The organism is Neobacillus sp. DZ-9 (assembly GCF_059587065.1).
The window spans coordinates 479,524-500,565 of sequence record NZ_JCAIOL010000003.1 but is presented as its reverse complement, the minus strand read 5'-3'; the positions used below and the strand labels follow the sequence as shown (position 1 = coordinate 500,565).

Here is a 21,042-nt window from a genome sequence, read left to right as displayed (position 1 = left end):
TTGAATTGTATCCGCTTCCATGGTATTATAAAAACCATCAATTGTGAACAAGTTGTGAATTTTTAGAAGACTTTATCATTTTCATGTTTAACTGGAAGCATAGGAGTTTCGTGAATAAAATTAATTAAGAACTTTTACCGAATGACAGTTTGTTGGTAGTTGGCAGCGACCTGTTAGAGGCTAACCACCTTGGAGCTTTCATCCTCTTATGCGATGAATTCTTTCCCTGGTGGTTTTTTATTGGAATTTAGAATATTAGAGGGGGAGCGGATCATGGGGAAAACATTGCATCCGGGGCCGCAGAAAAAATCAATGGTGCCGGCACCAAAACACTGGGTAAGTCCCATTCCGTTTGGGTTGGGTAAATTAAAACCAAAACATATTCGCGATACTATGAAAGTCGTTTGGGAGAATAAAGATAATTTCGGTTATGCAGCCAATATTATCACCAAAGGGGTTTGTGATGGCTGTGCGCTTGGCGTTTCCGGTTTATATGACCAGACATTAACAGGGCCGCATGTTTGTACAACCCGCTTAAATGTGTTAAGGCTCAATACGATGCCTGCGATTAAGCCGGAAATTCTTCATGCAGACATTGACGAATTAAGAAAATTTGACAGTACTGAGCTTCGGAAGCTCGGACGTATCCCCTATCCGTTAATTCGGAGAAAAGGGGAACGAAAGTTTTCGCGTCTCACATGGGACCAAGCGATGGAAATGATTGCGCTGAAAATGCGAAAGTTAAACCCAAAACAATATGCTTTTTATTTGACGGCACGCGGGATTACAAATGAAAGCTATTATGTGGCAGGGAAGATGGCCCGTTTACTCGGGACCAATCATATCGATAATGCATCCCGGATATGTCATGCACCAAGTAAAACTGCTTTAAAGCGTTCCATAGGAGTAGGGGCTTCCACCTGCAATTATTTAGATTGGATTGGCACTGATGTCTTGTTATTTTGGGGAAGTGTTGCATCGAATTCCTCCCCTGTATCCTCCAAATATATGCTTGAGGCCAAGAAAAAAGGAACCAAAATCATTGTCGTAAACCCGTATCGGGAGCCAGCGATGGATCAATATTGGATTCCCTCAAACCCGGAATCGGCATTGTTTGGAACAAAAATCGCGGATGATTTCTATCAAGTCAACATTGGCGGTGATATCGCCTTCATGCATGGGATTATGAAACATTGGTTTTCAATGGAAGAGAACCAATATGGCTCAGCGATTAATCATGAGTTTATTGAGGCTCATGTACATGGCTATGAACAGCTAAAGAAAAAGGTTCAAGAACAAAGCTGGGATTCCATCGTTGAATCCTCAGGTGTTCCAAAGGAACGAATTATAGGATTGGCAGAGCTTTTAGCCAAAAGCAAGAATGCCGTGTATGCATGGGCACTTGGGCTTACAATGCATTCCTTTGCAACAGACAATATCTCTCAAGTGGCAAACCTGGCTCTGCTTCGGGGACATCTTGGAAGAAAGCTTTCCGGTCTGATGCCGTTCCGGGGTCACTCTAGTGTACAAGGAAGCGGAGAGATGGGTGCAGACCCATTCGTATTACCTGGCGGCGGCTGGGATTCGACTAACGCAGAAAGAATCGAAAAGCTTTGGGGATTTGAACTTCCAAAGTGGCAGGGAGATATCGTAGGGGTAACACTGGAAAACATCGTGCTCCCGGATGATCACGAGCGAAAAATCAAGCTGTATTACTTATCCGGTGGGAATTTTTTAGAAACGATGCCGGACCCTGATTTTATTGAAAAAGCATTATCTGAATTGGAGGTACGTGTTCACCAGGACATTATTTTAAACACCTCAACCTTGGTTGATGCTAAAGAGGCGGTTATCGTATTGCCGGCAAAAACACGATACGAGCAGGAGGATGGCGGCACCAGTACATCGACGGAACGGATGGTATATTTCTCGCCTGAGATTCCCGGCAATAAAAATAGAATCGAAGAAGCAAGAGCAGAATGGAAAATTTATATTGATCTTGCCAAGCGTGTCAAACCCGAATCGGCCCATTTGATTAATTTTGCCAATGGGTATGCCGTCCGGGAGGAAATCGGGAAAGCAAATCCTGATTATGAAGGCATCCAACACTTGAAAAAACAGGGAGACTCCTTCCAGTGGGGCGGCGCATGGTTATGTGAGGACGGGATTTGTCCGACCTCTGATGGAAAGGGAACATTGATTCCAGTTGTAATTCCAGATTTAAATAAAAAACCTGAACAATTTATCGTCACTTCCCGCCGCGGCAAGCAGTTTAATTCAATGGTTTATAACGAAGTGGATCCGTTAAACGGTGCTGGCCGGTATGACGTTCTCATGAATGCTTCTGATGCCAAAAAGCTGAGCATCGCGGAAGGTGAAGGAATTGTTGTATATAACGGTTTTGGCGTATTCCAGGGCAAAGCAAAATTTGTTGAAATTGCACCAGGGAATATTGAGGTTCACTTCCCGGAAGGAAACTTCTTGCTCCCGCGCGGCCGGTATGAGAAATTTGCCGGAATTCCGGATTACAATATCACGGTTTATGTTGAAAAAGCAGAGAGATATAATGCTAGAAAAGATACAGATTACCTTGAAAATCCAATTCCCGACCTGGAAACAGAAGTAGGTTAATTCTAATAGAAAGGAGAAAGCGCTGTGATAAATGAAATCACTACCCTGCAAAACATTGTCAGGTATAATGGACAGCGATTTGTTGAGGCTGAGGATGACATCGCTATCGAATCAGCCTTAACGATCATATTAGATGGAGACGAGTTTGCCACAATGGTATGCACCCCTTCTGAATTGCAGGAATTGGTGGTTGGGTTTTTAGCTTCTGAAGGAGTGATTCGGAGCTATCAAGATATCAAATCTCTGCACATCGATGAGGATAAGGGATTCGCTTATGTAGATCTAATAAACCAGTATTCAATACAAAAAGATTTTCATTCGAAGCGATTTATTGGATCCTGTTGTGGTAAAGGGCGTCAGTTTTACTTTCATAATGATGTCAAAACGGCAAAAACCATCAGATCAAATTTGACGATTACACCTCATCAATGCCGCAAATTAATGGAGAAGCTTCAGGAAAGCTCTCTACATTTTCAGCAAACAGGGGGCGTGCATAATGCCGCTTTATGCACAAGGGACGGAATCGTCATTTCAAGAACCGATATTGGACGGCATAATGCCTTGGATAAACTTTTTGGCTATTGCATTATCCATAAAATTCCACTGAAGGATAAGATTATAGCCTTTAGCGGCCGAATCTCATCGGAGGTTTTGCTAAAAGCAGCTAAAATTGGAGTGAGCATAATCCTATCGAAATCCGCCCCAACGAATCTTGCCTTAAGTCTGGCGGATGAACTTGGAATTACCGCTGTTGGCTTTATTCGAGGAAACGGATTTAATGTGTACACCCATCAAGAACGTATCCAAAAAGTAGTAACTCAGACTAATTGAGAGGGAAATTGCAATGAAAAAGATACTAGTTACTGGTTTTGACCCGTTTGGCGGTGGAAATGAAAAAGATCTAACAGTGGTAGGCGGAGAAATTTGTTAATTAAAGCTTGAAAAGGGACAAGTTGTCCCAATCAACAGTGTTGAATTCGATTCATAATTTAGGAAATGTCCGAGATATCTTATAAGGATAAATATGCAACCCCCAAAAAGTGTCCAATGAATGGACACTTTTTTTGCTGTTTGAGCACTATTGGATTGTAAAAAATATTTAAAATAAAGGATAAAAGAAAATGAGAGTAAAATCATAACAAATAAACGTGGAGGTAGCTGTTATGACGTTAAACCACAAGAATTTTATTAAAAAGAGTTCGAAAGCAGTCCCATATGTAATTGCTTTATGGTTAACTGGTGATTTTGCCAGTAGTACATATGCTTCCATGCAGCATAAACCTGTTAAACCTAAAGGTGCAACAGTAATAACCAAAAAGGTAAATGCAAACGTTATTAGTCAATTAAATTTTGCAGATAGGCAGGATTTTGAGGATGCAAATCGAGGATTCCTTGCTCCATTAGAGCCAGTATTGAAAACTGATAGTGGTGATTTACCTATAAACTTTTCTAAACTTGCAGCAATTGTTAATACTCCTGCCGCGCCATCTTCCGTTAACCCTAGTTTGTGGCGTTCAGCCCAATTACAAAATATTGGCGGGATATTTAAGGTGAAAGATGGGGTTTATCAAATTAGAGGTTTGGATATAGCGGTCATGACTATTATAGAAGGAAAAGAGGGTATCGTCATTTGTGATACACTGTCTACTAAAGAAAATGCCAAAACAGCATTAGAGTTGTATTTTAAAGTAAGAGGTAAAAAACCGGTCACCGGTATCGTAGTCAGTCATAGTCATTTAGACCATTTTGGTGGAATGCAAGGGGTAATGCAATATGCAGAACAACCAACTATTCCAGTGGTGGCTCCTGATGGATTCATGGATGAGGCCATTAGTGAAAATGTTCTATTAGGAAACATCATGGTAAGGCGTGCACAATATCAGTTTGCTCAAGGAATTCCTATAGGTGCTACTGGATCAGTATCGCAAGGGATTGGTCCCGCAATTCCAGCAGGTGCATCAAGTGGGTCAAGTGGTATTTTAAAACCTACTGTTGTCATCAAACAAGATGGTGAAAAACAGGTGATTGATGGTGTAACCTTCTCATTTTTGATGGCTCAAAATACAGAAGCTCCAGCAGAAATGAATGCTTATTTAGAAAATTATAAGACAATGTGGGTAGCAGAGAATGTAAATCATTCACTTCATAATATTTATACGCTGCGTGGTGCAAAAACTCGTGATGCTGCAGCATGGTCTGATGCTATTGATCGTGTAGAGAAATTCGTCCAAACAACGGATGCAGAAGTTTTAATTACTTCTCATTTCTTTCCCACTTGGGGTAAAGACAGAATAAATGAATTGTTGGTAAAACAGCGTGACCTGTATAAGTATTTACATGACCAAACGATCCGTTTAGCAAATGAAGGTTACACAATGGATGAAATTGCAGAAATGGTTACACTTCCAGATAGCTTGGGTAAATTCTGGGCCAATAGGGGCTATTATGGAACCATCAAACACAATGTAAAAGCTATATACAACTTCTACCTAGGTTATTACAGCGGTAACCCTTCTGATTTAGATCCACTTCCACAAGAAGTTTCAGGTAAAAGATATGTAGAGTACATGGGTGGAGAAAAGAAGGTGCTAAATCGTGCAAAAGAAGACTTCAAACAGGGGCAATATCGCTGGGTCGCACAAGTGTTGAAAAATGTGGTCATGGCAAATCCTTCAAATAAAGAAGCAAAAAATCTTTTGGCGGATGCTTATGAGCAACTTGGTTATCAGGCTGAATCAGCGAGCTGGCGTAACTCGTACCTCGTTGGTGCTCACGAATTAAGAAATGGTATTGATAATAAGTTTTATGCGAGCTTTAGATTGAATACATCCGCCGTATTGGCAAATATGCCTGTAAATGACTACTTAGACTTTCTAGCTGTTAAACTGAATGGAATGAAAGCAGATAAGAAAAAAATTACATTAACCTTGTATATGATTGATACGAAGGAAAAGTTTGTGCTGATCTTAGAAAACTCAGTATTACATTATGAAAAAGGACAAGTTTCAGTGCAACCAGATGCCTCCTTAACGTTAGATAAAGCAACTCTGTTCGGAATAGGTTCAGGTGCCGTAACAGTTAACCAAGCAATTGCCGGAGGAAAACTTGCCGTTAACGGAGACAAAGGTAAGTTAATTGAATTACTGTCTCTTATGGACACCTTTGATCCTGAGCCAAACATCGTAACACCTTAACAGGAATAAAAAAGGAATTGAAATATTTAGTTAAGGGCTTCCTTTAAAATGGGTAGCCTTTTAATTTAACATGGTTTACTATAAAAATAAAAACAGTTATGTAGAATATTAAGGCATTTTAGATAGTGCAAGTTATCAGGAGTTGTAAAAATGTTCGTTATTGGTGTTTTAGGATCAAACTTATTTATTGAAGCCATTTCTGAATATTACCCATTATTTCCAGAAGTATCGTTTGTCGACTATACCTATGAATCTCCTTGGGAAATTGACCATTTGATTGATAAAGCCGGAAAAGAGGTTGATCTCTTACTTTTTTCAGGAGCCATCGCCTTTTATTTTGGTCAAAGAAAAATAAACGAGTATAACCTAATGGCAACTTATGTTCCTTTTAACGAGTTTGTTGTTTCTTTATCATTATTTTCCATTTTTTATCATGAAAAGATACCGCTGGATAAGATTTCAATTGATTTGCCGAGGCAGGATTTCATTGAAAATGTATTAAAAGAAATACAGATTTCAAATGGACCTAATTTTATAAAAGATTATCCATGGATTTTTAACTTTGAAGAAGAGAGGTCATCCTTTGATTTTTCGCAATTTGTACAATTTCACGCTGACCTTTATAAAGAGAAAAAAGCACAATTTGCGTTAACTAGTATTCATGCCGTATATGAAGAACTTCAGAAATTTGAGATTCCATCGATTTATATGGTTCAGCCTAAACAATCCATAAAAGAAGCTTTGGAAAAGTCCATAACGTTGACAAAGTTAAAGAAAACAAAAGATTCTCAAATTGCCGTCATCTCTATAAAAGTAAACAATTTTCCGACTAATCAGGATGAACAAGTATTTCGACTCCAAATGCTCCAGAATTTAAATGAGATGGCAAGACAATTGAATGCCAGGGTATCAATGGATCATTATCAACCATTTCTTATATATACCAATCGGGGATCATTGGAGGCAGTTCAGAAAGAACGACTGCAAACAATCCTCGAGCTTGATGGGAAAATTAAATTCTCCTTACAAATCGGAATTGGGTACGGTTATACAATGAATGATGCGGAAAACCATGCAAATCAAGCATTGTATTTTACTGAAAAACATTCTTCGGAAAAGACAACTGTTTTTCTATTGGATGAAGATAAAAAATTAATTGGACCACTGTTTGAGAATGAAAAACAATATACGTTAAAAAACGAAGATCAGGAAATTCAATTATTAGCTGAACAACTTAAAATGACGGCGAAGAATTTGCTTAGGTTTTTTGATTTTCTGAGAATCAATCAATTTCGTTCTTTTTCCGCACAGGAATTGGCCGATTATTTTGTCGTAAGCAGGCGCTCTGCTGAACGGATAATAAAAAGATTTCTTGAACAAAAATATTTACACATTACGGGCGAAGAGCAACCATATGATCAAGGACGTCCACGTGCCCTTTATAATATCACGGAGAAACTAAAAATTATGCTAAATTCATAAAAATGATTGATTTTTATGAATTTACAGCATAGTATAATAAATAACTAATTAACGACAGTTAAACGACAATGTCGTTAAAAGGAAAGGGAGATTAACTTGAAAATTATTAAAGCAGACATCGTTGGCATCCATTTGCCGTTAAAAACACCATTTATTATTTCCTATGAGACATATGATTACATGCCTTCCGTTATTGTGAAGCTGGAAACAGATAATGGATTAGTGGGATATGGGGAAGCCGTTCCTGATGAGCATGTAACAGGGGAAACCTTCTTTAGCACAATTGAAGTTTTAAAGCATCACTTAATTCCTGCCATAATGGGAGAGAGCCCATTTGCAATTGAAAGAATCCATCACATCATGGATAGCCGCATTCACGCTAATCCCGCGGCAAAAGCTGCGATTGATATAGCTTGTTATGATTTAATGGGAAAATATACGGACAAGCCCATCTACGAATTAATCGGCGGGAAATTTCATGACGAGCTCACTTTTGCAAAAGTGTTAAGTATCGAGGAGCCTGAAATTATGGCCGAGAAAGCGAAACAGGCGGTTGCTCAAGGCTATAGCTCCTTAAAACTAAAAGTTGGTTTTGATCTAAATATGGATTTAGAACGAGTGAAATCTGTTCGAAATGCGGTAGGATTTGAGGTGCCAATCCGAGTAGATGTCAATCAAGGCTGGAAGGATTATTCAACAGCAACTCAGGCCCTTCCAATACTTGAACCACTACGAATCTCCTGGCTCGAGCAGCCAATCAAAATGGGAGACATCGATGGGCTCGCGGAGCTTAGAAAGAAAACGGTTATCCCGATTATGGCGGATGAAAGTGTTCATAATGGCTCCCATCTTCATGAAATAATCAAGAAAAATGCAGCCGATAAAATCAACATTAAATTAATGAAATCCGGCGGTATCTATCCAGCGATTCATATGGCCAAAACAGCAGAATACGCAGGAATCTCCTGCCAAGTTGGATCAATGGTCGAGTCCTCCATCGGGTCGGCAGCTGGCTATCATACTGCTATGGCTAGAAAAAACATCACAAGTACAGAATTGACTGGGCCATTATTATTTAGTAAGGAAATAGGCAATTTGGAATATCGAATTCCTTTCGTTCATTTAAGCGGAAAGCCAGGATTAGGGGTTGACGTGCAGGAGGATGCGCTCCAAGAGTTAACGGTAAAACAAGAGACTGTACAGCTTCTAGACTAAACAGAGTTATGAGGGATTGAGTATGAAAAATGCAATAGAAAAAATTAGGCCTATTATTTTTGAGTTATTTGACCATTTACACGAGCATCCGGAGCTAAGTTGGAAGGAGGTAAAAACTACCGAATTCATCGCAGATTTTTTGCAAAAAAACGGATGTCTTATCAGGACTTTTCCAGACCATACTGGTGTTATCGGTGAATGGGGGAATGGTACAGAGGATTCCTTGATCGTTGGAATACGTGCTGATATGGATTCGTTGTGGCAGGAGGTTAATGGGACGTTTAAAGCCAATCATTCCTGCGGTCATGATGCCCATATGACCATGGTTTTAGGGATGCTGCTTTTATTAAAAGAAATGCAGGTACATTTGCCGGGGCGTCTTAAATTAATTTTTCAGCCTGCAGAAGAGACTGGCAATGGTGCTTTAAAAATGATTGAAAAACAGGTTGTGGAAGACATTGATTTTTTATATGGCGTCCATTTACGTCCGATTCATGAGCTTTCGAAGGGGACGGCATCACCCGGGATCATTCACGGGGCAGCAGAAACAGTTTTTGCTAGAATCATAGGTTTCGATACCCATGGAGCGCGGCCTGATTTAGGGGTGAATGCGATTGAAGTGGTTGGAACGATTATTGAGCAATTAAAAGGAATTCGATTGAATCCATATGACTCTTACTCTGTTAAAATGACACAGGTTAGCGCTGGCGGTGAAAACAGTAATATCATACCTGGATCTGCCCAATTCCATTTAGATTTGAGGGCCCAAACCAATGAAACGATGAATGAGTTGGTAAAAAAGGTTGATCATATTTTAGAGCGAGTTTCAGCACTATATGAAGTGAAAATTGATTTTGACCATAAAGAAAAGGTATACTCAGCGGTTTTAAATAAAGAGGCCCAACAGATTATGGGTCAAGCAATTGAGAAAGCATTGGGTAAGGAGCAGGTCAAACCGCCGGTGGTAACTCCAGGTGCGGAGGACTTTCATTTTTATACAAAGGAGCGCCCGCATCTGAAGGCTGCCATGCTGGGTTTAGGCTGTGATTTAGAGCCTGGCTTGCATCATCCAAATATGAAGTTTCACCGGGAATCATTGTTAGATGGAATTGAAATTCTTACTCGAACCGTACTGGCAACTTTTGAACTAAGCTAATCAGTAAGTGGGACAAAATATTAAATAGCATAATTATTCTAAAATTCTATTAGGAAAAGGAAGTAAAATGGATGAGGAATACAAAAAATATCAGTTTTCGTGCCATCGAATCAATCGCAGGCCTCGAAAATGTGAGAAGGTTAGAGTCAATCATTTGGAGTGAGTATGAATCCACTCCAATCCACCAAACCCTCACAGCGATTAAAAATGGGGGAATCATGCTCGGTGCCTATTTCAATGAGGAGCTCATTGGGTTTCAATACAGCTTTCCGGGATTTAACGGCGAAAAGACGTATTTATGTTCACATATTTTAGGCATCCATCCCGAGTATCGGAAATTAGGGATTGGTGAACAACTGAAACGCCAGCAAAAAGAAGAAGCGTTGAAAAAGGCATATGATTTAATTACCTGGACATACGACCCATTGGAAACGGTCAATGGATATTTGAATCTGCACAAGCTTGGAGCACGTTGTAATACCTATGTTGAAAACTGCTATGGAGAAATGCAGGATGAACTAAATGAAGGCATGCCGTCAGATCGTTTTACAGTGGAATGGTGGATTAATGAAGAAGCGCTTGAAAAATCGAACCAGTATGATATCGATAACGATTCCTTATTAATTAAAGTAGTGAATGATTCCAACGGGTACCTTGTTCCCTTAGAATCGGATTTAATGAGAAATTCGGAATCGGGTTTTCTTTTTGTACCAGTACCAAGTGATATGCAAAATCTTAAGAAATATAGTCCTGAGCTTGCCTTATCGTGGCGAATGAGCACCAGGGAAATATTTACACACTATTTTCAAAATGGCTGGACGGCAATCGATTTAGTGAAGAGCCAATCGAACCCGGCATTATATCTTTATGTTTTGAAATCATAGAAATTTATAAAAATAAAAGGGATGGGCCCGAGGCTCATCCCTTTATTCAGTTTAAAAATCGTGATTTCCCCCAGGACTAACTGGCAAAGCATAGTCAGGTATTGCATCATATACGGCTGGATCCGCATTTTCAATGGAACCATCTGCTAAACTGTTAAGTACAGCCATCACAGGAACCTTAGCCGTTTCTTTTAACATCCCGTTTTGCTTTTGACCTAATGTCTGAGTTTGTCCCTTAATTTCAATCAGCATGGTGGCTGTTCCATTTAATTGAATGGCGCCCAATCCAGAACCTGGATAGTTCACCTGAGGGTATTTTTGAATCGCTCCAAAAGAAGAATTCCCACGCTGCAAGGATTCATAGGCGACTGCATTTATTTTTTTGCTGAAAGTTTCAACCTTTGGATCAACCGCATACGTTTTACCGCTGAATGGATCTACGTACGGTTTTGTTGTAAACAGGGCCAGCAGCTGGATGGAAACAGATCGTTTGTCTTCTTCTGATAATTGGTTGAATCCACGATGATGCAGGTCAATGGCCACATCCGGATTAAATTCTTTTACTAATTTTGTTAATGCACGTGTTTCAGGCGAGAAGACTAATGATGCCTGTGAACCGTTGTTAGATTTTGAGTCGTTTAGAATATCAGCAACTTTTTGTGGATCTTTTTTGATTTCTTTATTTATATCTAAATCGTAATTCGGATGGAAATCACGATTCAAGTCAAAACCAGGGATTCCATAAACAACTTTTCCATCATTATTTTGGCCGCGTTCACTTCCTTCAGCATTGTAATACCAAGGAGCTTTTGTATCGGCAGGAAGACCTAGTGCAGCTGGATTCCATGTTTGATGGGAATATCGTACTGGGAATGGCTTTCCTTCAAACTGATTGGCAGTTCCATCTGGATTGATCCGAGGGACAAACCAAACGTTCACCTTGTCCAAAATTTGTTGAGATTCTTTTCCCCCTGCGGATAGTTTTTGGATTAATTCGACTGCTGCTTCTGTACCTAGCGGTTCATTACCATGTATTTGCGTATAAATTAGAACACGCTTCTTGTTCGGAGAGTTATCCCCAAGTTTTGCTACATAAAGCGGATTGCCATCATTGGATGTTCCGATTTGCTCTAATTTCATTTTCCCATTTGATGATTGTTGAATTTGTTTCAATTTTGCTTCTAATTGTTCATTTGACATTAAACTTTCAAAGGAAAGATTCTGTGGATCCTGTACCCATGGTCCATTTGGGGTAGTAATAGGTTCTGCAAAAACGGCAGTAGAGCCGAATCCAATGGTCGCGGCCAACATCCCGCTAGATAGTATGTATCCGAGTGCTTTTTTCTTTTTCATTTCTAGTTCCTCCAATTGGAAATAATTACACAAAATATTAGCATAATTTAAGTGTTGAACAAATAGTTCATTTGGAAAATTGTGATAATTGAGAATATATTACTAAGTGGTTATGATTTTCCTATTAGGCTGTACATCCTATATACCTAGTTAGCTATTAAAGTAATAGTGCTTTATTTCTACCTTATCTTTACTACTAATTGATTTCTAAATAATTGAGAAAAATAAATTTAAATAACCATGTTCAACAAGGAAGAGAATGGAGTTTGTTATTTTTATGAAAATCATGTACCTGACAATAGAACTTATCATTGGATTTTTTTCCCTGTTCATAATAGTAAAGATTGTTGGAAAAAAAATTATTAGTCAAATTACCCCTTTTACCTTTATCTCTGCGATTGTATTGGGAGAACTACTTGGAAATGCATTATATGATCATAAAATAGGAGTGTTCTATATTGTTTATTCCATGGCAATTTGGGGAGGATTGCTTTTTATTGTTGAGTATCTCAGTCAGAAGTCACTATCATTTAGGGGTGCAGTAGAAGGGAAGCCCTCTGCCCTAATAAAAAATGGAATTATCGATCGTGAAGAATTAAGGAAAAATAGGATGAATATTAATCAGCTGCAAAGCCTGCTCAGACAAAGTGAAACCTTTTCTATTAGGGAAGTGGCCTATTGTTATTTAGAGGTAAACGGATCTTTAAGTATTCTAAAAAAGACAAAATATCAAAAAACTACTCAAGAAGATTTTAATTTGCCTTCACAAGCAGTATTTGTTCCCGTCACCATCATTCGAGACGGTGAGGTTTTATGGGATGAAATCATGGAATTAGGCTTTGATGAATTCTGGCTGGAATCACAATTGAAAAAGCAAAATATAACGGATTACAAAGACATATTTATAGCCGAATGGCTGCAGGACGACGGTCTTTTTGTCCAGCCAATATAAATTTAAAAAAGGAATGAAGGAAGAGGTCAATCTATCTAATGGCCTCTATTTTTAATGTATATATAAATATCATTTATGTATACATAAATATCATTGAATTTACTTAAATTGGATTTATGTTAGAATTAATCCAACATTAATAAAATTCTGAACTATAAAATGAAAACGCTTCCGGTTTGGTAGGTAATGAAAAAATGAAATAATGGAGTGAGATGGAATGGAGATGTATGCTAGTAGAAATCGGAAAATGATGATTATGGGTCTTTTATTTTTTGGAATGGTTTTAAGTTTTTTTGACCGCGTAGCCATTAATGTAGCGGTTATTCCTATGGGCCAGGAGTTTCATCTTACAACCTCCCAGACAGGTTTGCTCATTAGTATATTTTTTATTAGTTACTCGCTTATGCAGCCGCTTGGTGGATGGATGACAGATAAATTTGGTGCAAGGGTCATGATTACTTTTTCACTCTTTAGTTGGTCTTTGTTTACGTTATTGACTGGATTTGCTTGGTCTTTTATTTCATTATTATTTATTCGTTTTATTTTTGGATTAGGAGAAGGTCCTTTTTATCCGTCTAGTATGTCTACCATTCGGGATCATTTCCCTCAAAAAGAACGCGGGAGGGCCAATTCCTTTTTCCTGTCTGCTCAAAACATAGGTGGAATATTAGGTACCGCTCTTGCTGCGGCCCTGGTGGCAGCAATTGGATGGAGAGGGATGTTTTCATTTGCCGGTATTTTAGGCATGATTGTCGCTTTCGGATTTTGGTTTCTCCTGAAGCCTCAACGCATCCAGGAGAAGAAGGAAGGCAGCAAGAAACAAACTAAAGTTCCTGTGAAACTATTATTAAAAATAGAAAACATTTGGAAGATTATCTCATTTAAATTTCTATCTAATATTATTAACTACGGTCTAATCACCTGGATGCCTATCTATTTAGTGAAAGAAAAAGGAGTGGATTTTGTAGCGGCAGGAAGTTTATTGGCCATTCCTTATATTATCGGCTTCTTTATGTTTAATGTTAGCGGGTGGATTCTGGATAAATTTATGGTAGGCCGGGAGAAGTATCTTGCCGCTGCAGGTGCATTGTTATCTGCGATTTTCCTTTATTTCATGGCAAATGCCACGTCAATTGCAATAATTATTACATTTCTAACACTTAATTCCATAGCGTTATCTTTTTTCGGAACTGTTCTTTATACGATTATCATCAAATATTCGCCAAAGGAACTTACAGGTTCTGCTTCTGGGCTTGTAACATTTGCTGGCCAAATTGCTGGAGCGGTATCTCCGTCAGCAATCGGCTTGATTATTAGTTTATTTAAGGGATCCTATAATGCAGCCTTCTGGTTTTTAGTTATATCATCGTTACTAGGAACGGTTATTGCCCTTTCCATAAAAAATAATTCAGCCCAACCCTCAAAAGGATATGAAAATAAAACAGCAGCCGTTTAAAATTTTTAAAATACAAGGATTCTCTATGATTTGAACAGACCTCCTATACGATGTATGATTCAATTAAGAGAGAGAGAAGGAGAATCATCCATGAATATTGAACAATTGGAATATATCATAAAGGTCGCTGAAATGCGCTCCATTTCCACAGCCTCAGAAAGTCTCCATATTTCCCAAGCCGGAATTAGTATGGCCATAACGAGCCTAGAAAAGGAATTAGGCATTAAGATCTTCAAGCGTTCACGATTAGGTACGATTCCGACAGATGAGGGAAACGAAATCATACAAAAAGCGTATGAGGTTTTGAGTAAGCTTGAAGAAATAAAAGACAAGGCTCAAATGCATACAGGGACGATGGAGAAAGAGCTGCGCCTTTCATCTACCCAAGGCCTATTTCTTACGGTTTTGCCCAAATCCTTAGCCTTATTCAAGAAAAAGTACCCTGATGTCAATATCGTTATCGAAGAAAAAGGGGGACAAGAAGTCATCAATGATGTCTTAAATAATAAGATCGACATCGGACTATTAAATATCCCAAAGAAAAATCCAAGAGAAGATGAGCTGGATTTTCAAACCTTGATGGAAGCAAAGGTTATCGTATCAGTCAGCAGGAATTCTCCTTTAGCCAGCCGGAAAAGTATTAAACCGACTGAATTACTAGATCAGAACCTAGTTTTTTATAATGGTCCAAAAATGAAAGAGTATATCAAAGATTTTTTTGACCAATACGGAGAAATGAAAATTTTATTTTTAACGAATAATACAGAGATTATTAAGAAAACGGTTGCGGAAGGATTGGCGATTTCATTATCTTATGAAATTGGTATTAACAGCGATCCTTATTACCAAACTGGTGATCTTGTACCGATCCCCTTGGTTAATTTTAATAACAATACAATGAAACTCGGGTTTGTGCGCTCGAAAAAACAGCACTCTTCAAAGGCTGCCAAAGAGTTCATCAAATGTCTTGAGTTCTATACAACTACTTTAAAATATTAGTTTCCTATTAAAGATAGGGGCTAATTTTTTTATTGAAATTGCATAAATAAAATTTAAGTATACATAACAATTGTTTATTTTACTTAAAAATAATTTATATTTATAATTAGTTTAAGATTTAAAATATTTAAACAATAGAAAAAAAAGACTGAAAGAAGGGAAATCAATGTTAACTACGCTGAAAGAGGACTTAAAGGTAATTCGTGCCAAATTGCAGGATTTCATCCAGACTGAATTGCTTCCATATGAACAAAAGCATCATCTGAATGCAGAGGAAGATATTCCAAGGGATGCGATTAAATGGGTAAGAAAGCGATCCAGAGAACTAGGATTCTATGGAATTAACCTCCCGATTGAATATGGGGGACAGGATATCAGCTTAAAAGGTCTTTGCCTATTAAAAGAAGAATTGGCACGTTCTGGAGCTGTTTTATGGGGTCAGGTACTTGGGGAAATTGGCGGGCCCTTAAGAATCGGTCAAATGCTAGAAAGTTTTACAAAGGAGCAAATCGAAAAATATGTCATTCCAGTCGTTGCCGGAGATGCAAGCTGCTGTTTCGCACTTACGGAACCGAATGCTGGTTCGGATGCCTTCGCAATTGAAACCACAGCCATTCGAGAGGGAGAGGACTATATATTAACCGGGAAGAAGCATTTTATCAGTGCAGCCCCTTATGCTGATTTTGCTATTGTGATAGCTAGAGAATTAGTGGAGGGAGAGAAGCCTAGAATCACGGCTTTTCTTGTAGAAAAGAAATCACCGCATAATTCCGGCTTCGAACTAGGTGACATTCAAGTCCCGATTTCGGGAGAACGTATTCATGCTGAATTAATTTTTAACAAATGCCGGGTACCTGCCTCTAATATCATTGGAGCACCAGGAAAAGGCTTGCTTCTTGGGTTGAAAAGAATAAACACGAATCGCGCCTCCCACGCTGCCGGTTTTGTCGGAATGGCTCAGCACCTTCTTGATTTATCGGTAGAACAGGCTAAAAAGAGGGTACAATTCGGACGACCTATTTCGGATTTTCAAGCCATTCAGCATATGCTGGCGGAAATGGCTACAGATATCTACGCTGCAAGATGCATGGTTTACGATGTGGTTGAAAAGATTGATCAGGGAGAGGAAGATCGGGCAGGTGCCTCGATGGCCAAACTATTTGCATCAGAAGTAGTAAACCGTGTCGCTGATAAGGCTATTCAAATATTCGGCTCTCAGGGATTGGCTAAAGGACATCCGGTCGAAAAAATGTACAGAAGCTCACGGATGTACCGAATTCTTACCGGGACCTCTGAAATTCAAAAAAATACGATTGCAAAAGAATTATTGAGGGATTAATCATAGATTGATAGTTTTGGGGAGGGAACGATTGATGATGAAAAAGATGACATTCCAGTCATTGCTTCTTAAAGGATTAAAACGATTTGGCGAGCTGCCTGCCATCACCCTGCTGCCATCAGAGGAGACGTTGACATATAAGGAGCTGTTGGCCAAAACAGAACTCCTAACTTCATATTTGTTCGAATTAGGGTGCGGGAGGGGCACCCATATTGCCACTCTTATTCCTAATAGCCTTGAAGCAGTGCTATTTGGTTTGGCAGTCCAGCAAAGCGGAGGAACGTTAGTCCCGTTAGGAGAGAAGCTGGGGACTCGTGAAGTTGGTTTCATTTTGAGGGAAGCAAAACCACAAGTGGTCATTATGGCCTCCCAGGCACATACTGCAACAATTCTTGAATACTTAGAAGAATCTAATAGTCAGGATATCCATATTATTGGGCTTCCCGAATTTGGTGTCGAGTACCCCGACCAGTTTGAACTATTCCAGTGGCCAAAGGAAAAAAAGCAATTAGCTTCGCCTGCCGCCATGCCGGAGGATATCGCTGTCCTATCTTACACAGGCGGGACTACGGGTACACCCAAAGGCGTCATGCATACACAGGAAGGGTTGGCCGCCGGCCTTCTTTCTGCTGCAGTTGAAGATCCGCTTGACGACAGAGACAGGGTATTGTTGAGCACGCCAATCGTGCATTCGGCCGGGTCTCTGCTTTGGAGGTCACTAACCTCAGGAGTGCATGTCTATGTCATGCGTTCCTTTGATGCTGAACAGTTTATCGAAAGCATTAAGGAATATAAAATTACTACTACATTCATGGTTCCGACCATGCTGTACAGGCTTCTCGATCAGACGAAGACAATGGACTATGATGTAAGTTCCATGCGCAATATTTATTATGGTGCCTCACCTATATCACCAAAGCGGCTGAAGGAAGCATTTGAAGTGTTCGGACCTATTATGCGTCAGCAGTACGGAATGACAGAATGCAATATCGTCATTTCGAGACTGGCAAAAAGTGCCCATCTTTGGGCCTACCATCACAATCTGGAAGTCTTGAAGAGCTGTGGAAAACCATGCCTATTAACCGAGATTCGACTTATCGATGACAAAGGGAATGATGTGGGGACAAATGAGCTGGGAGAGATTATCGTAAAATCTCCTGCCATGATGGCGGGATATTATCAAAGACCCGAACTTACCGAAGAAGCCATTCGTGACGGCTGGTTCTATACGGGTGATATTGGCAGGATGGATGAAAATGGTTACCTCTATATAGTAGACCGGAAGAAAGATATGATAATATCTGGCGGAATGAACGTCTATTCTTCAGAAGTGGAAAGGGTAGTCAATCAGCATCCAGCTGTTGCGATGAGTGCGTGTATTGGTGTTCCCGATCCCGATTGGGGCGAAGCTGTCTGCGTAGTTGTAGTGCTTAGAGAAGGTTTTAGCTGTTCGGAGGAGGAAATCATCGGTTTTTGTAAGCAGAGCACGTCAAAGTATATGGTCCCTAAAGTGGTTGATTTCCAAGAGAAGTTCCCGCTCACTCCGATTGGAAAGATTGATAAGAAAGAATTAAAACATAAGTATGCAGAAAGGCTGCTAACCATCTAATTAAATGAAAGCTGGGGCATAGATGGCCAAGAAAAAAAGAGCTGAACTCTTAAAGTTTAGCTCTTTTCAACTTTTAATATGGATCAGAAGGCTGCCCCATTTGTTCAGCTTTTTGTACTGCCTCTTCCATTTTGGTATCTTCATTCGTTCCTGAGTCTCTTAGGCCTTCCGCAACTCTTTTTCCATAGTCTTCATCACATTTTGTAAAGATTTCAATCATCTTGTCCTGAATTTCAATTCGGCATGATGAAAGGGCGTCGACAAGGTTGGAAATTAATTCGTCTCGTTCCCAATCACTAAATCTCCGATACGTCTCTCCTGCCTGCCCAAAATTGTTCTTGCGTGAAATGGTTTCCCTTTTTAGGTTTCCCTCGACATATGGTTCATGTTCTTTTCCAGGGTTTTTTGCTTCCTTTAAACCGCCAATTAACGAAGGCTCATAATTCACATGGATGTTTTTGCTTTTTCCAAATTCAGTCCGATAGTCCATTTGTCCGCCTTCTTGATTAGTGGCTACATGTTTCTTTGGGCTATTTATCGGCAGCTTTAAATAGTTTGAACCGACTCGGTAACGTTGTGTATCCGAATAGGAGTATGTACGCCCCTGGAGAAGTTTATCATCAGAAAAATCCAGTCCATCGACAAGGACACCGGTTCCAAATGCTACTTGTTCCACTTCTGCAAAGTAATTCTCAGGATTTTTGTTTAACACCATTTTTCCAACCTTATGCCATGGAAACTCATCTTTATACCAAAGCTTGGTTGGATCAAGTGGATCAAAGTCTAATTCCGGATGCTCTCCGTCCTCCATGATTTGAACATAGAGCTCCCATTCCGGATAGTCGCCCTTTTCAATGGCTTTATACAAATCCAATGTAGCGTGATTGAAATCGCTCTTTTGAATTTCATCAGCTTCATTTTGGGTCAGATTTTTGATTCCTTGAAGCGGCTCCCAATGATATTTAACCAATACTCCTTTACCATCTTCATTCACCCATTTATAGGCATGTACACCTGATCCCTGCATTTGCCGGTAATTGGCTGGAATACCCCATGGAGAATTGACAAAGGTTACCATATGGGCAGATTCAGGACTTTGGCATAAAAAGTCAAAGGTTCTTTCAGGGTCTGCAACGTTTGTTACCGGATCTGGCCGAAATGAGTGAACCATATCAGGGAACTTTAATGGATCACGAATAAAGAAAATCTTTAAATTGTTACCGACTAAATCCCAGTTGCCATCTTCCGTGTAAAATTTAACTGCAAAACCTCTGGGATCGCGCAGAGTTTCAGGAGAATTACCGCCGTGTACAACTGTGGAGAAGCGAACGAATACAGGTGTTTGGACATCTATGTTGGTAAAGACCTTTGCACGGGTATATTGAGAAATCGGCTCACCATTAACAGTGCCATATGATTGAAAATATCCATGCGCCCCAGCACCACGAGCATGTACAACCCGCTCAGGAATTCGTTCACGATCAAAATGGCTGATTTTTTCTATGAAATCATAGTTCTCTAATGTCATAGGTCCTCTGTTACCGATAGTACGAACACTTTGATTGTTGGTGACAGGATGTCCTTGCTGGTTTGTTAACATATCTTCTGATTCATTATTTTGTTTCTCCGACATAATAAGCCTCCTTCATGTACAACAATAGAAAGTATTTCCATCGGATGCAGAAGTATGTATGGATTGAAGTAAATAGGGCCACGTAGAAATAATCTACGTGACCCTATTTCATCACAAAAAAATCAATTATCTTTCCAACCAAAATCTTCAATGAATTGGACAAATGCTTTAACAACATTCCATTCCAAAGATTCCTTATGATAATACATCCACGTTCTTCGTAATATTGGATTTCCATCTTGATCCTTTAATTGGATTTTGTATAAGTCATCTATCCCGGCCAGGACCTTGCTGGACAAGATGCCATAGCCTAAACCGTTTAATACCATTTCTTTACACGTATCCACTTGATCGACCTCAATACTAATAAAAGGCGCCTCGGCATAATTTTCCGCCCACCAATGGTCAATGACGGATTTTAATAAGTAATCTCCTCGATATTCGATTCTTGGCAGACGCGGGAGGTCAGTTATATTGATCTGTTCCTTAGATGCGATGCAGATGGTCTCCTCAAATAGTTGATGCGTTGCTAATCCTCTCCAACCGTAGTCTCCTCGAACAAAGCCGATATGAACATCCTTATTGTGAATAAGTTGGGTTACATCTCTGCTCCATCCTGTAATGACTTTGAATTCCACGTGGGGGTATTTGATTTTAAATTGTTTTAATATATATGGAAGTTCATAGTTCGCAAAAAAATTAGATACCCCTAATTTCAACGTTCCTGCGACCAGATTACTCTCGTTATTACTCATATTTTGGACATTTTCTTTAATCTTTTCTAAGTGAGCGAGCGCTTCTTCAGCACAATGGACAAGATATTCTCCTTGAGGGGTAAAATGGATGCCCCTGCTTTCGCGAGTTACGATTTGAACACCCAGCTCTTCCTGCATATGCTTTAATCGGCTTGTTAATGCAGGCTGAGTAAGAAATAAAAGTCGTGCTGTTTTTGTTAGATTTTTTTGATTATATAGTTCTTTCAATATTTCCCAATCACGGTAATCCATTGTTTCACCCATCTATCTGATATAAAAATTTTTTATAAATAAATATAATTTTTTCGCATTTTATTTATTTCAATTATTACATTATCCTTATACATAGGCAATTAAAATTACCTACTTTAAAACTATTCAAAT

At 39.3% G+C, this 21,042-nt stretch carries 15 protein-coding genes; 12 read left to right on the top strand and 3 right to left on the bottom strand.

Translation table 11 applies throughout. The features are described from left to right. Positions 1–273 precede the first annotated feature (273 nt). The 7 genes from AC59HZ_RS10850 (at position 274) to AC59HZ_RS10820 (ending at position 10,562) form a co-directional block, all read left to right on the top strand. Entirely contained in the window at positions 274–2,631 is a 2,358-nt protein-coding gene (locus AC59HZ_RS10850; protein ID WP_496545805.1) for an FdhF/YdeP family oxidoreductase, read from the top strand. A 24-nt stretch (positions 2,632–2,655) separates the two neighbouring features. Then, a complete protein-coding gene (gene fdhD / locus AC59HZ_RS10845; RefSeq protein ID WP_496545804.1) occupies positions 2,656–3,462 on the top strand; it encodes a formate dehydrogenase accessory sulfurtransferase FdhD in 807 nt (268 codons plus the stop codon). Between the two features lie 332 nt (positions 3,463–3,794). Continuing rightward, a complete protein-coding gene (locus AC59HZ_RS10840) occupies positions 3,795–5,825 on the top strand; it encodes an alkyl/aryl-sulfatase (protein ID WP_496545803.1) in 2,031 nt (676 codons plus the stop codon). 150 nt (positions 5,826–5,975) lie between these two features. Then, complete coding sequence (locus tag AC59HZ_RS10835) at positions 5,976–7,307, top strand: hypothetical protein (protein WP_496545802.1); 1,332 nt, start codon at positions 5,976–5,978, stop codon at positions 7,305–7,307. Positions 7,308–7,403: 96 nt separating this feature from the next. Further along, on the top strand, positions 7,404–8,522 hold the full coding sequence (locus AC59HZ_RS10830; RefSeq protein ID WP_496545801.1) for a mandelate racemase/muconate lactonizing enzyme family protein: 1,119 nt from the start codon (positions 7,404–7,406) through the stop codon (positions 8,520–8,522). Positions 8,523–8,544: 22 nt separating this feature from the next. Continuing rightward, the gene (locus AC59HZ_RS10825; RefSeq protein ID WP_496545800.1) at positions 8,545–9,678 is read left to right on the top strand and encodes a M20 peptidase aminoacylase family protein; all 1,134 of its coding nucleotides are present in this window, start codon (positions 8,545–8,547) and stop codon (positions 9,676–9,678) included. Between the two features lie 71 nt (positions 9,679–9,749). After that, positions 9,750–10,562, top strand: a complete 813-nt coding sequence (locus tag AC59HZ_RS10820; RefSeq protein WP_496545799.1) for a GNAT family N-acetyltransferase — start codon at positions 9,750–9,752, stop codon at positions 10,560–10,562. A gap of 51 nt (positions 10,563–10,613) precedes the next feature. Here the strand turns inward: AC59HZ_RS10820 and AC59HZ_RS10815 are convergent, their stop codons facing one another. Then, positions 10,614–11,915 carry a M14 family zinc carboxypeptidase gene (locus tag AC59HZ_RS10815; protein WP_496545798.1) on the bottom strand — a complete coding sequence of 434 codons (1,302 nt, stop codon included), beginning with the start codon at positions 11,913–11,915 and terminating at the stop codon, positions 10,614–10,616. Between the two features lie 277 nt (positions 11,916–12,192). On the opposite strand from AC59HZ_RS10815, the gene AC59HZ_RS10810 reads away from it, so the two are divergent. From AC59HZ_RS10810 to AC59HZ_RS10790, 5 genes are all read left to right on the top strand, one after another. Further along, entirely contained in the window at positions 12,193–12,867 is a 675-nt protein-coding gene (locus tag AC59HZ_RS10810) for a DUF421 domain-containing protein (RefSeq protein ID WP_496545797.1), read from the top strand. Positions 12,868–13,084: 217 nt separating this feature from the next. Continuing rightward, a complete protein-coding gene (locus AC59HZ_RS10805) occupies positions 13,085–14,323 on the top strand; it encodes an MFS transporter (protein WP_496545796.1) in 1,239 nt (412 codons plus the stop codon). 90 nt (positions 14,324–14,413) lie between these two features. Then, positions 14,414–15,322: a LysR family transcriptional regulator gene (locus AC59HZ_RS10800; protein ID WP_496545795.1), complete on the top strand. Its 909-nt coding sequence runs from the start codon at positions 14,414–14,416 to the stop codon at positions 15,320–15,322. Between the two features lie 166 nt (positions 15,323–15,488). Then, positions 15,489–16,661 (top strand): acyl-CoA dehydrogenase family protein, encoded by a 1,173-nt coding sequence (locus AC59HZ_RS10795; protein ID WP_496545794.1) that lies wholly within the window; start codon positions 15,489–15,491, stop codon positions 16,659–16,661. A gap of 34 nt (positions 16,662–16,695) precedes the next feature. Next, complete coding sequence (locus AC59HZ_RS10790) at positions 16,696–18,270, top strand: class I adenylate-forming enzyme family protein (RefSeq protein ID WP_496545793.1); 1,575 nt, start codon at positions 16,696–16,698, stop codon at positions 18,268–18,270. Between the two features lie 73 nt (positions 18,271–18,343). Here the strand turns inward: AC59HZ_RS10790 and AC59HZ_RS10785 are convergent, their stop codons facing one another. Both AC59HZ_RS10785 and AC59HZ_RS10780 read right to left on the bottom strand, forming a co-directional pair. Further along, positions 18,344–19,903, bottom strand: a complete 1,560-nt coding sequence (locus AC59HZ_RS10785) for a catalase (RefSeq protein ID WP_496545792.1) — start codon at positions 19,901–19,903, stop codon at positions 18,344–18,346. A 122-nt stretch (positions 19,904–20,025) separates the two neighbouring features. Then, positions 20,026–20,910 carry a LysR family transcriptional regulator gene (locus AC59HZ_RS10780; protein ID WP_496546041.1) on the bottom strand — a complete coding sequence of 295 codons (885 nt, stop codon included), beginning with the start codon at positions 20,908–20,910 and terminating at the stop codon, positions 20,026–20,028. Positions 20,911–21,042: the final 132 nt, after the last annotated feature.